This window comes from Proteus sp. G2669 (genome assembly GCF_009915245.1).
In the GTDB taxonomy this organism is placed as follows: Bacteria; Pseudomonadota; Gammaproteobacteria; order Enterobacterales; family Enterobacteriaceae; genus Proteus.
Genome location: NZ_JAABLX010000046.1, coordinates 156,165 through 170,402, shown reverse-complemented (window position 1 = coordinate 170,402; position 14,238 = coordinate 156,165). Strand labels below are relative to the sequence as shown.

The 14,238-nt window shown below is 37.1% G+C and carries 9 protein-coding genes and 1 riboswitch; of the genes, 7 read left to right on the top strand and 2 right to left on the bottom strand.

Translation table 11 applies throughout. The features are described 5' to 3' along the window. The first annotated feature begins 211 nt into the window (after nt 1–211). Both GWI68_RS13145 and GWI68_RS13140 read left to right on the top strand, forming a co-directional pair. Entirely contained in the window at nt 212–463 is a 252-nt protein-coding gene (locus GWI68_RS13145) for a retron system putative HNH endonuclease (RefSeq protein ID WP_166540580.1), read from the top strand. 98 nt (nt 464–561) lie between these two features. Next, the gene (locus GWI68_RS13140) at nt 562–747 is read left to right on the top strand and encodes a hypothetical protein (RefSeq protein WP_166540579.1); all 186 of its coding nucleotides are present in this window, start codon (nt 562–564) and stop codon (nt 745–747) included. Nucleotides 748–811: 64 nt separating this feature from the next. Here GWI68_RS13140 and pagP read toward each other — a convergent pair whose 3' ends face one another. After that, nucleotides 812–1,447, bottom strand: coding sequence for a lipid IV(A) palmitoyltransferase PagP (gene pagP, locus GWI68_RS13135; RefSeq protein ID WP_166540578.1), 636 nt, complete (start codon nt 1,445–1,447; stop codon nt 812–814). Between the two features lie 600 nt (nt 1,448–2,047). After that, nucleotides 2,048–2,692 (bottom strand): hypothetical protein, encoded by a 645-nt coding sequence (locus tag GWI68_RS13130; RefSeq protein ID WP_166540577.1) that lies wholly within the window; start codon nt 2,690–2,692, stop codon nt 2,048–2,050. A gap of 316 nt (nt 2,693–3,008) precedes the next feature. Then, a riboswitch (TPP riboswitch) is annotated at nt 3,009–3,097 on the top strand. 51 nt (nt 3,098–3,148) lie between these two features. Between GWI68_RS13130 and thiD the strand changes: the two genes are divergently transcribed. The 5 genes from thiD (at nt 3,149) to GWI68_RS13105 (ending at nt 14,189) form a co-directional block, all read left to right on the top strand. After that, complete coding sequence (gene thiD / locus GWI68_RS13125) at nt 3,149–3,946, top strand: bifunctional hydroxymethylpyrimidine kinase/phosphomethylpyrimidine kinase (protein ID WP_166540576.1); 798 nt, start codon at nt 3,149–3,151, stop codon at nt 3,944–3,946. A 157-nt stretch (nt 3,947–4,103) separates the two neighbouring features. Continuing rightward, a complete protein-coding gene (locus GWI68_RS13120) occupies nt 4,104–5,942 on the top strand; it encodes an AAA family ATPase (RefSeq protein WP_166540575.1) in 1,839 nt (612 codons plus the stop codon). Beyond that, entirely contained in the window at nt 5,942–6,571 is a 630-nt protein-coding gene (locus tag GWI68_RS13115; RefSeq protein ID WP_166540574.1) for a 4Fe-4S single cluster domain-containing protein, read from the top strand. The genes GWI68_RS13120 and GWI68_RS13115 overlap by 1 nt, the downstream gene beginning before the upstream one ends. A gap of 17 nt (nt 6,572–6,588) precedes the next feature. Continuing rightward, nucleotides 6,589–12,837: an AAA domain-containing protein gene (locus GWI68_RS13110; RefSeq protein ID WP_166540573.1), complete on the top strand. Its 6,249-nt coding sequence runs from the start codon at nt 6,589–6,591 to the stop codon at nt 12,835–12,837. After that, nucleotides 12,834–14,189 (top strand): hypothetical protein, encoded by a 1,356-nt coding sequence (locus GWI68_RS13105; protein WP_166540572.1) that lies wholly within the window; start codon nt 12,834–12,836, stop codon nt 14,187–14,189. Before GWI68_RS13110 ends, GWI68_RS13105 begins: the two co-directional genes overlap by 4 nt. Nucleotides 14,190–14,238: the final 49 nt, after the last annotated feature.

Genomic DNA, 14,238 nt, shown 5'->3' with positions numbered 1-14,238 from the left:
TAGTGCGATAAGTCTTAATAGACTCTTTAGCGTAGGACATATTATGTCTTGTCGGGTGATTAGCCAGACACTAATTTATTGCTCACATTTAGGGTTGCGAAAGTAAAGAGTAAAATTCGGGAGTACATCCGTACTCCCGTTTTCTTACAGGTGAAATTATGCAGATAATTAAACAATTAATAAAGAGAGTGTTTAGGCATTACTTGATGTAATGCAAAAAGGTTTTTGTGCTTACTGTGAATGTTCTTTAAAGCGAAAGCATATTGAACATTTTAGAACACGTGACTCTCATACAAATCTTACTTTTATATGGAGTAATCTTTTCGGTTCTTGCGGTGATTCAAGCCAAAAAGGTGGTTGGAATAGGTGTGGAATATATAAAGATAATGGTGCTGGTAGCTATGATGTTGAAAGCTTAATCAAGCCAGATGAAGATAATCCAAATGATTTTTTCTATTTTTAACAACAGGCAAGGTTCGAGCTAAAGATAACCTAAAAGATAAAGATTTAGTTAAAGCAGAAGAATCAATTCGTGTCTTTAATTTAAATGATGACTCAGTTTTGTTTAATAGTCGTAGAAGAAGTATTGAAAGTGAACAAAATGAAATAGATATGATGTATAGCTTATTTGATGAGTTTTCTGAAAAAGAGTGGGAAGAACTACTCACAACAGCATTAGAAAGAGTGAGTCAATTAGAATTTAGTACCGCTTTGACTCATGCTTGGCGCTATAACGGCCAGTATTAAAATAAAGATATACTCAGGATATTATCAAAATATTATTAAGTATATCTTTTGGTATTTTTATAGATCACTGCCAACGTAACCAAGCAAATAACACGTTACCGTTGTTATAAGTACCTGGTACATAGGTTGCTTGTAGTGAAAGATGCCCATAACCGACAGACACTAACGGCAAAGGAAGAGGCATCGGAATATAGTCATATTCATGGCGCGCAGTAATGCTCAGTGTAAATCCTGCCCCCATACGGAACCCGTCTTTATCTCCGGGATACCACATTTTCTCAAAACCATAGCCCATAATGGGCTGCACCCGGTTATTTGAATCCATAAATGCCATTGCATAAAGAGAGTGCCAATCGCCATCACTGTCATAACGATATTTCCCCATGCCAAAGCCCCAAGGCGTTTCGTTATAGCGATTAGTTTTTTCTCTATCGTAAGTAAAACGGTTATGCCAAGTCCATACTGGTAAATAGTAATTATATTGGTCGTTATCCCAAGTTTGATTGACATTACGCTTAAATTTCCCCCAATAACTCTCTTCGTTATTAGATTGAGATACATTATTGGTAGTTTGCTGTTTTTCTGTAGTAATAATCTGATGTGGAGGGGAATTATTTTCAGAAGCGAAAGCAGTTGTTGTTAACGTAAGCGAAAACAACGTGGTTGCTAAAACGCTAGGGTGAAAATAGGTTGAAAACATAATATAACTCCGAGTACGGCATTGCTATGATTCTGGTGATGACAAATAAACGTTACTAATAGTGTTATTTAATCGACAAGTATTTAAGATAAGAGGTATCTGAAACTTTACTTCTTAACTAAAATCTTAAGGGATATGAATCGGTTATAAAGAAAATAAACAAGTTTGTTGTATTTGTGAATGTGTTTATTTAAGACATTCAATATTGTTATCTTTTAATGGTAACGTATTGTTTTTAATTTAAAATTAATTTTTTATTAGATTGAAAATAAGGTGTTGATAAATAAGGGTAAAGAGATCTTATTTAAGATGAGTTATTTCCAATATAAAAAATTGACCAAATATCTATTTTTATGACTTAATTTAAATATTAGTAAAAATTTAATTTTAATAACATTAACTTATAAAAAAGGTATTTATTTTTGACAGGATGATAAAGTAATGAATAAAAAGAGTTAAATAAAAAAAAAGAAAAATTCTGTGTTGGTTTATAAATCGTTTAAGTTGTGTGGGTTTTATTTAGTGTGGTATCAGTTTTTTGGTGCAGATTATCCTAAAGCATAAACATTATTCACGCGTTATCAGGAGATAGATTACTTATTATTGAGATAATTTTTCTTGGCTAATGATAAGTAGCCGATGGGTATGCGTATCGCGATCTTTATCCCAGCAGAAAGCATCCCAGTTATTGTAAAAATCTTCAATACTGTTAATTAAGTGTAATGGTCTATCTTCCTCCGTTCCATCTGAGGCATAAATATAATGGCCTCTGCTAAAAGCCCATAAAATCATATCAATCCAAAAGCCTTTACCATCAGAAGTTTGCTCTTCATCAGTAACGATAATATTATGAATTTTTAAAAGATTACAGAAAAAAGTACGAGGTAATTCTCTTATAGCATCACGATGTTTAGGTATACGGGATCGCCAAACTTTTATTTGAGTACACGTTGTTTTTCCATAAACAATATCTTGTCGAAATCTAAGTTCAACAAGGTAGGCTGTTTCACTTTCTTTATCTGCGGTGATAAGTCTGTATTGATCTTTATGTAATGATTTAACTAAACGGTATCCAATTGGTGTGTCAAAACCTTCTAAATCAATATCTTTTACACCTTGGGTAATAAACTGAAGTGTATGTTCAATATTTTTAGCTGGTAGTTTCAACTTTTCATTAAAGTCTGCATCAGGAATAAGATAAGGCATTGATTGTCCATTATTCTGTTGCGATGGTTCATTTTTCATTTAGCCCCTCCGCATGGTGTGATTGTCCAGAAATGCATTATAAATACCTCATCTAGCAGATAATATATCCAACGTCGTTAAAACGAGTAAAATAAATTATTTTATTCTTCTTATTTAAGAATGACTAAAATATATTCTTTAAATTTATGTTTTCCACAATACAAGCCATCAGCTTAGTATTTATTATATACAACCTGAGCTGATTTATATTACTGAATAACAAGCCTCAAAAATAGAGAGTTAATAAATCGAGATTAGCTATCAAACTAGCATCTTTATCTTGAGCATGCGATACTCCTTATCGCCTGAATTTACAGGCTTTGGCTCGGGGCGCCTTATGGCTGAGATGAACCCGTATAACCTGATCTGGATAATGCCAGCGTAGGGAAGTCAAGGTAACTCTGCTGATTAACAGAGCCCGACTTTTCTGTAACTGGTAAAAGGAGGAGTTAATCAGTGAGATTCAATGCATTGTCTATCGCAGGCACCGATCCTAGTGGTGGTGCCGGTATTCAGGCTGATCTGAAAACATTTTCCGCACTGGGTGTCTATGGTACGACAGTAATGACAGCACTTGTTGCTCAAAATACCTGTGGTGTCCGTCGTGTCTATGATTTATCCCCCGATTTTGTTGCCGCTCAATTAGATGCTGTCTTATCTGATGTTCGAATTGATAGTGCCAAAATTGGTATGCTCTCTAATGCCACGATTATTGATGTGGTTTGTAACAAACTTCAGCAATATGCCATTCCGTTTGTTGTACTTGATACCGTAATGATTGCTAAAAGTGGTGATCCGCTATTACAGCCTGATGCCGTTAATAAAATGGTTAATCAGCTTTTGCCTTTGGTTGATTTGATCACGCCTAATTTACCCGAAGCAGCAGCACTGCTAGGTTGTGAGGTTGCTAAAGATGAAATAACGATGAAACAACAAGGTTATGCATTACTAAAACAAGGATGCAAAGCGGTGTTGATGAAAGGGGGGCATTTAACTGAAGATGAAAGCCCTGATTGGTTATTTACTCAAGATGGCGAGTGGCGATTTACTTCAAAACGCGTTAATACAAAAAATACCCACGGTACAGGATGTACTCTTTCAGCCGCTTTAGCGGCTATTCGTCCTCAAGTCGCTAATTGGCAAATTTGTGTTGAACAAGCAAAAGCCTATTTACAGCAAGCGCTAGAACATGCCGACAGTTTAGAAGTTGGGCAAGGTTTTGGCCCTGTACACCATTTTCATCGCTGGTGGTAATTTTACTTACACTATTACTTATCTTAAATAGAGCCTTTATGGCTCTATTTCTATTTGATGATCATACTCTTTAGATAATTAACACTGTCCTCAATATAAACAGCCTGTATATTGAGGAACTAAGGTAAGATATATTTTATTTTCAATAAGGGATGATATGAATACAGCCTTTCAAAAACCACGTTGGTTACGTGATTTACTTCGCTTTATTCCATTGAAAAGTCAGTTTGTGTTATTTGGTAATGTACGTGACTTACAAGCCAGTGAAGTTGCGCCTAATATGATAACGCCACTGCCTTTTAACCAGACTCTTTATAATAGTTTGTATGGAGTGGGTTACGTTCATATCATCACTTATACGCCGTTAGCTGGATTTCAATGGATAGCTAATCCTACCCAATCTTTGCAAGATGGCGCAATGTTAATGCAACAACTAGGATTAACAGTTACGGGGGATCGCGCATCGGGTAATATTGATAGCTTAAATAGCGTATTAGAAAAATGGCAAACAATAACAGGCCAGCCGATTGCGTTATGTATCGATTTTGCCTCTTGCTTACTTTCTCATCGTGATAATCTGATGCCTGCCGAACATAGCTTGTTTACACAAGCATTAGTCACTTCTCATCAAGCTAAAGCAAGACCTGCAGGTGAACATAATCAGCCTTTCTTTAATACGGTTTTTTGGATCGTAGAAAAAGAAACTGATTTACCAGATTGGTTTACCGTTAATAATCCTCGAATTCGTGCCATTCCTGTTGCAAAGCCTGATAACCAGATCCGTAGAGTGCTAGCACCCAATTTATTGGTATCACTGGCGGGATTTTCATCACTGGCTGAAAATGAAAAAGAGCCACTTTTGAATGATTTTATTGATGAAACAGAAGGGCTACTACTGCTAGATTTAGTGGCAATAGTGCAATTAGCGCGTATTGAAGAAGTGGAAATAACGCGAATTAGTGATGCGGTAAGGCGTTACAAAGTAGGTATTACTGAAGATCCTTGGCAAAAAATCGATAAACAAAAAATTCGCAATGCACCACAAATTATACAGCGTCGTGTTAAGGGGCAACAACATGCCGTCACGCACTTACTCGATATTATTAAACGTGCAATGACGGGGGTAGGTAGCAATAAAGGTGGAAGACCACGGGGCGTACTGTTTTTAGCAGGGCCAACAGGTGTGGGTAAAACTGAGTTAGCAAAAACAGTCACTCAACTGCTTTTTGGTGATGAAAGTGCTTATATTCGCTTTGATATGTCTGAATTTAGTGCTGAACATGCAGATCAACGTTTAATTGGCGCACCTCCAGGTTATGTTGGTTATAACTCTGGTGGTGAATTAACTAATGCTATTCGTGAAAAGCCTTTTAGCGTTGTATTATTTGATGAGATAGAAAAAGCCCATCCTCATTTAATGGATAAATTCCTACAGATTATAGATGATGGCGTATTAACGTCAGGGCGTGGTGATCGCGTTTATTTTTCTGAAGCCTTAATTATATTTACCTCTAATCTTGGGATTTATCGCGTTGATAATAATGGCGAGAGAGTGGCAAATGTTCTACCTCATGAACCGTTTGAAAATGTCAGCCGTAAAGTAAAAAGTGAAATAGAACGTCATTTTAAATTGGTTTTAAATCGTCCTGAGTTATTAAACCGTATTGGTGAAAATATTATTGTTTTTGATTTTATTCGAGAAGATGTTGCAGAACAAATATTTGAACAAATGGTAGCAAATATCTTATCGAGCCTTGATAAGCAATCACTCACATTGTCGATATCAGAAACAGCTAAATCGACGTTAAAAACCTACTGTTTATCTGACCTATCAAATGGTGGTCGTGGTATTCGTAACCAATTAGAGGTTTATTTAATTAATCCTCTTTCAAGAGCTATTTTTGACAGTGATTTAGCAGTAGGAAAAGCCTATCAAATTGCGGATATTCAAATAGCTGAGATGACCAATATTATTTTAGTACCGCAGGCAGATTAATGCAGATCAGCTTATCTCGAATCCATTTCCCAGTCACAACATTGGGGCCAGGAAAACGAATTGGTATTTGGTTTCAAGGATGCTCTTTACGTTGTAAAGGCTGTTTATCACCAGATACATGGGAAAGAAAAGCCGAAAGCACCACAGTTGAGGCACTTATCCAACAAATTCAACCTTGGTTTGCATTTGCGAATGGTATTACGATTTCTGGTGGTGAACCTTTTGAACAACCAGAGGCGCTTTATGCGCTATTAATCGCATTGCGTCAGCAATTTTCGGGGGATATTTTTATTTATAGTGGTTATCACTGGAATGAGATAGAACCCCAACTCACTAAAATGTCAGGCTTAATTGATGCGTTAATGAGTGGTCGATATCAAGTAGAAAACACGCAAAGTTTGATGTTACGAGGTAGCGATAATCAGCAACTCCATTGTTTAACTGCACTGGGAAGTACACGTTTTAATGCTTTTGATAGAAGTGTGACCGAAGAAGATAAAGTGCTTGATCTCTCAATGGATAATCAAGGACGCATTTATCTTACAGGTATTCCTCAAAAGGGGGATATGGCTCGTTTGCGTGAATTATTAGCACAACAAGATGCACAATTAAAACAGATAAAAAGATAAGAGAGATGGAATAAAGGATGACCATGATACGTTTTTGTCCTCATTGCCGAACGGAGCGCCAGTTAACCGAAATTTTCTGTGCGGGACAGGTTAATAATAAGCCTTGTGGATGGGATCTAACAATTGAACCTATTCATGAGTCTGGGTGGCGTCCATCTCCTCCTATATCTTCATCCATTGATACACCTACGATTATTTCCGAGCTTAATCATGATCAGCCACGAAAATGCGTTAACGGGCATTTGATGGGGGAAGATGATTTTATCTGTTTTGAATGTGGTGCTGATCCTGCTGATGAGATTGAAAATAGCAGCATCACTGATAATGAAGCGTTTAGATTGATTGGTAATTGGCGTCTTGAGCAACGTATCAATTCTATTAATAGCGAAAGAGAGCGCTATAACGTAATCAATATCAAAACAGAGCAAGAAGGCGTATTAACACTCTATCTTAAAGGTGAAGAGCCTGATCCTGCTATTTATCAAGTCTTAAATCTGATCTCTACTGACCATATACCCGTATTTTATGAAACGGGTCGATGGGAAAACCGTGCTTGGCATGTTACCGAGCGATTAAACGGTGGTTCACTAAGCCAATTTATTGAGCGAGGTGATTTTTGGCAATCGGATGAAATTAACGTATTAGTTTCAGAATTAGGTACGGCGATCGCAGCGTTAACGGAACAAGGTGTGCGTCATCGTGCTTTAAAACCCTCAAACTTGATGATCCGCGCTCGTGATCCCCTTGATATTGTGGTGATTGAATATGGTTCAGCATGTTTATCAGAATTCGATCTCGATATTGTCTCCCCACTTGAAATTTCACGTTATAGTGCGCCAGAAATATTAGCGGGTGGTGTTTCAGCAGCATCAGATTGGTGGAGTTTAGGGATAATTTTACTTGAGCAATTAACGCAAGGAGCCTGTTTTAAACATATCCATGATAATGCGTTTTTAATTCAAGTAATGACCAATGGTGTTGAATTACCAGATGATTTAGAACCTAATATTCAATTACTTTTAAGGGGCTTGCTCTGCCGCGATCGTTTTCAACGTTGGCAATGGAACGAAGTCAATGCGTGGTTACAAGGTTTAGCGGTACAAACACCTGATGTTAATTATCACAATGGAAGCCAGCAATACTATCAATTTCAATTTGAAAATCATCAATTTAATCAACCTGATGCGTTTGCGATGATGGCGGCACAAGCACAATATTGGGATCAAGCAACAGAATTATTTATTCATGGTGAAATCACGACTTGGTTAAGCCAATTTGATAATAGTGGCAAGCAAATTACTCAATTGCAGTCATTAGTTGAAAAACAAGATATTGAGCCAAGTTTACGTTTTACATTCGCGTTGCGAATTTTAAATCCTAATATGCCACTGATTTATCGCGGTGAGATCATTACACCTTCATGGCTTTTAGAACATCCCTTATTAGGTTATCAATTAATTTGTCAGCCTCTCGCCACGGAACTTCAATCTATTGATGATACACATTGGCTTGTTCAGCTTTATTATCGTCAATGTACAATCCGTGAAAGGGCACAACAACAACGTATCCCACTAAATGAAGAAAGCTTACAACTCTATTTATTAATCACCTCTTTAAGTCAATTAGTTGCGCGCTGGGAAATTATTCGTGCAGAATTCCCAGATGCTTATAATGAAAATCTACGAGCCTTAATCGATCGTAAGAATATGCATGAAAATGACTATATTTTGTTATTAAGTGCAGAAATTGGGCAATATATCACGATAGATTCACTGGTAAATAATGCTACTAAATTAGCCAGAGATCTTGCTATTAAGACGTTTGATAAACAACAAGCAAAAGTATTATTAGCCACACCTCGATATCAGCTGATTGAACAACTTAGTGAAAGAATAGGGGATTTTAAGCGAGTTAATATCGATATTATTGATAGATGGGCTGATGATTTTCTTTTAACTCGTAGGTTGCCTCTTGAACAGATTATTGTGATGCTCTGTATTCCCGTTGAGCAATGGCAAGTACCTGAATCGCAAAAATATATTTTAGAAGTATTACATTTTTTTGCTAAAAAATTAGTTTCCACAAGTCAACGGGGTAATTTAGTCAGAATGCGTTTAACGCCAAATGCAGGACGCGTTGATTTAACGGAATGCAGTTTTGATAATGAAAAAGCGACAAACTTACTTGAGCATTTAATTAACCGTAAGAAAAGACTGTTCTCATTAGAGGGGGAAGTATTACGTCAACGTGAGAAATTAAATAATCGTTTGTGGCTCTTGCAACAAAATACTCAGTCTTACCAAAGAGATACAGGTATTAACGGCATGTATTTAGGCTTTCCTTTTGTAGTGCTAAATACGCAACCTAATAAAATAAAACCACGTATTGCACCGCTTTTCTTGTGGCCTGTTTCCATGAATATTTTGGGTGGCACTCAAGGCGCTGTGCAAATTGGGTTTGATACAGAGCGTGCATCGGTACGTTTAAATCCTGCTCTTGCTAATTTTGTCGGTATTCCTGCGGTTAATGAATGGCAAAAAGTGCTCGATAGTTTGATGTCACAAACAGGCTTAAGTGTCAGTGAAATGATGCTCACACTTTCATCTTTATTAAACACATCAGATCATACATTAAGTCCATTACCTTCATTAACTGAGGATATACCAGAAAACAGTGCTTATATTCATTGTTCTGCAGTGTTATTTCACACCTCTTTTATTGGGCAAATGATAAGTGCTGATTTACAACAAATTGCCAATTTACCTATCAATGGTACTGCCCTTGCTACTATGCTGAAAGTGCATACGCCAGTACAAGCATTAGAAACACAAGATCCACTGAGCGATAACTATTTGTTGTCGTTGGCAGATCCTTCTCAAAATACCATTATTCAAGCTGCAAGAAAGCAGACAGGATTATTGATAGAAGGGCCTCCGGGAACAGGGAAAAGCCAAACAATAGTTAATTTAATTGCTGATGCAATCGGGCGACAAAAAACGGCACTTGTGCTTTGTCAAAAGCCTGCTGCTTTGGATGTGGTGTATAAACGATTAGTTGCTAATGGCTTACAAGATAGAGTATTGATTATTCATCAAAATCCTAAAGGGCGAGAGATTATTTCAGCGATCAGAGAACAACTGGCATTAGAGCGTAAAAGACAACTGATCGCAGATATAAAGCAAGACACGCCTTTTGAGCGTGATAGAAGGCTTAACTTAATTCAATTTTATGAAACAACCTTAGATGCTTACTATAAAGCGTTATATCTAACGGATAAACAATATGATTATTCATATCGAGAAGTGTTATCTGGATTACTCGAATTAGAGTCACAGCAAAAGTGGATAACAAGTTCGGATAAATTAACCACACTGCTTTCTCAATATAATAAAATAACCTTTGTTCAATTTATCGATAACTTAACGCTATATGGTTTAGATTGGTATGCAATTAATTATGAACATACACCATTAAATAGCGTTGCTTTATTCTTGCCTGAAAGCACGTTATATCGTCAGTTCAATGAACGTATCATGCTATTTATTGAAGAAGAAAAGCAGCGTGATATGGCATATAGTTCGCCTTATCAACAAATCACAATTGATAAATTAACCGTTCACGAAACGACACTTGAACAGTGTAAACAGTGGTTAAAAAATCGCAATGAACAACAATGGGATAATTTATCGCGTTGGTTAACGTTATTTTTAAATGAACAAGGTAAGCAAAATAAAGGAGAACAGTTGATTGCTCAATTAGAGCAATTAGAGGCACGTTTACAGCAAATTGATAATGAAGATTGTGATCCTTTGATTTTCCGCTTACTTGCTCCGTTAGATAATGCAGCATTAGCAACGTTATCAAGAGCTGTGGCTGATAAAATTAAGCCCTCATTTCTGCGTTTCTTAAACCCTTATTATTATAGTAGAAACAGTAAGTTAAAAAGCTTTATTGCACAAAGTGGTAAAGAAGACAGAATTGAACATTATATAACACTGCATAAAACTATCATCACTGAACAACAATGGCGCTTGTTATATCAAGAGTTGCAACCTATTTACCAACAATTAGGAATAGAACAGCAGCTTAATCGACAAAATGCACAGTGGCAAAACACAATAAATACGACACTCACTGACCTTAAAGCCAGTGGTGATGATATTGCGATATTAGCGTTATATCCTCAGCCTGAACATATTGTTGAGTCGATTCAATCAGCGAAAAAACAGGGCTTTGAGCAACAATATTTAGAAATTGAAAATGCCATAGTTCGCGCTAAAGCACAGCAATCTAGCCTCGATAAATTAGCGGGTTTACAAGAAACCCTTACCGATCACTGCTATCAACAATTTTATGATGCGATCAAAAAAGGCGAATTGCTGACAACCACATTACAGCAATTAGCGTTAAGTTTGCCTTCTTTAAGCCAATTTCAGTTATTTCGAGAAAGAACGACACATTTTTCACCTAATGATTGGCAAGTTTTAGCATTATCACGCCAGTTGATTGATGAAAACTCATCTTCTGATCCTATCAAGCTTTTAAAAGCAACATTGAGTTATCTGTTTTATGTCGCGGTCAAAACTGACATTGAAATAAAAAATCCTGTATTAAAGACGCATGTTGAACAATTGCAGGAATATATTGAGCAACTGACGGATAGCTATCAGCAATTACAGCAAATTAATCGTGCATTATTAACTGAAAACATTGAATTATCAAAAATTGAAAGTGCGCGTCATTGGGAAAGAATAACACGCTTAGCTGGGCCTAGAGCATTACGGTTACGCGAATTTATTGATGAAGCAACACAAATGGGATTGTTAAGATTACGCCCTATTTGGTTGATGACGCCGGATGTAGCAAGCCAAATATTACCCCTAAAAGCAGGGCTTTTTGATAGTGTTATTTATGATGAAGCCTCGCAAATGCCGATTGAATTTGCATTGCCAACATTATATCGCGGTAAACAAGCTATCGTCAGTGGTGATGAGAAACAGATGCCACCTTCATCTTTCTTCAGCGGTAAATTTAATGGAAATGAAGATGACGAAGATAACGATAACGAGGAAGATGAACAACAAGAGAAAAGCGGTGAACAATGGGACTCCAGTCAAATTTGCCATTGCCCTGATTTGCTTCATCTTGCTCGAACCGTATTGCCTATTCATACTTTAGATATTCATTATCGCTCTGCCTTTCGAGAATTAATTAATTTCTCAAATTATGCTTTTTATGAGAATCGGCTAAATATTCCTGCTCAACACTCAGTAAAAACCATTAGTAAAGTAAAACCTCTGCATTTTATGGCGATCAATGGTACTTATGTAAATCAAACCAATGAAAAAGAAGCTTTGGCGATCGTCGAACATTTAGCAACATTGTGGCAGACACCCTTCGATAAACGGCCTTCGGTGGGAGTGGTGACGTTTAACCAAAAACAAGCTCAATTAATTAATCAACATATTCGTGATCGCAATGACTATGATGCGGAATTTTTAAAGGCTTATACGGAAGAAAGCGCGCGTTTGGATAACGATGAAGATATGTCGTTTTTTGTGAAAAACGTTGAAAATGTGCAGGGTGATGAACGGGATGTTATTTTGTTTTCGACAACTTTTGGTCGCAATGCACAAGGCACTTTTAGGCGTAATTTTGGAGTATTAGGGCAAACAGGGGGAGAGCGTCGTTTAAATGTCGCTATTACCAGAGCGAAAAAACAAGTCGTGATCATGTCATCAATGCCGATTGATGAAATCTCTGACTTATTAAGTACCAATAAACACCCTGAAATTCCGCGTGATTATTTACAAGGCTATTTAACTTACGCGAGTCATTGCCATCAGATTAATAAGCAAGATGAAAATAAACGCTTATTAGCGCGCTTATGTCGTACTCAAGCTAATGTGATAACGCAAGATCAACTGAACGATCAATTTGTTATTGATGTAACACGCTTTATTCAATCTCAGGGATACCATATTGCACCATCACAACAAGCGGGTATTTTCTCTTTTGACTGTTTAATTGAAGATAAACAGCAAGGGAAATTATTAATGGGAATTGAGTGTGATATGCCACAACATGAGTGGTTATCCCAAGCTTGTGCGCGTGAATTATGGCGAAAAGATATTTTGCGCAAAGTGGTGCCTTATCATTATCGCATTTCGTTGACACAGTGGTTTTACCATCGCCAAGAAGCACAACAACAACTTCTTGAAGCCTTACAACATGCCTCTTTACTGAATGAAAAAGTGAGTGAATGATGAGTTCATCAGTACATTATATTTCTATGAAAGAAACCAATGTTATTCGCTATCACCGACAATTAGCGAATAGTAAAAAACAATTCAAACAATGGCAGGCATTAGTTGAACAACTTATGTATCGAGATGAACGAGTGAACCAAATTGTCTCCGCTTTTGATGCATTGGTTAAAGATAACCCGCAATTGGAAGCGTTAGATGCTCGGGCAGTAGGTCGGCTAACAGATAAATTAAGCCAATTTATCGCCCCGTTACGACAGGATATGAAAAATTTACGCGAACAAGTGCTCGAAGAAAAAGCGCTTGCACGTCATATTCAACAGGGTAAACAAAAATCATCGGCACTGTTAAGACAATTAAAATCACAATTAGCGACTGACAGTGTTTTGATAACTGAAATTGAGCGTAGTGAAAATATGAATGCTGAGGAAATCAGCATATTACTTTTTCGTGTAGCCAGTGAAATTGAAGTGCAGAAAGCGCAATTTAGCCCAGTTCAAACTGAACTATTGGCACAATTAAAAGCGCAATCTGTATATAGCCAACAATTATGGCAAAGTAATGAGCCTCAAAGCCCATTTGCACAACAATGTCATCAAATTGAGTTGATGATTGAAAAATTACGGCTTGTAGGAAATGAAGCCGAGGCCAATCACAATGCAAATCAGTTTATTGAAATGCAAAAGCTTGTTGATAGCCAAAAGCAGCGTTTACTAGCAGATTCAATGATCATGAATATGGCTGAAAGTTTGCGTAATAGCGTAAAGCGTATTGAATTAATGGAAGAACTAGCTCGTTTATGTGCAGAGCTTGAAAGCTTTGATGATGAAGAGATGGTGACACTTAGTCGGGATACTGAAGCGGTTGCCTCATTAGCAACAGCCGAACAGCTGGATATGATGATCATCAAGCTGAAACAGGCCATTGAAACTCATGAACAACAACTCTCAATGCGACAACAATGTGAAGCGGTATTGGCTGGTTTAAGTGAGTTAGGCTATGTGGTGCATGAAAATGCGGTAAATTCATGGATTGATAATGGGCAAGTTGTTGTGTCTCATGCCAAAATTCCTGATTATGGCTTAGAGTTAGGCGGGAAACAGGCGCGTTTTCAAGCGAGAACGGTGGCGTTAACACATCAACGAGATACGACGCGTGATAAAGATGTTGATGCTATTTGGTGTAGTCAGCATCAGCAATTACAAGCCATTTTGGCGAAGTCTCACACAGAGTTATTGGTTGAGAGAGCATTACCAGCAGGGCAAAATGCAATGAAGGTAATAGAAAGTGAAAGTACGGCTCATCAACATTTGGTCACACAAACGCAAAAACCAAAAACATTTAGTCGTTAGGCAATGAATAATAAAAGCCACTCAGTTTGAACTGAGTGGCTTTCACAGA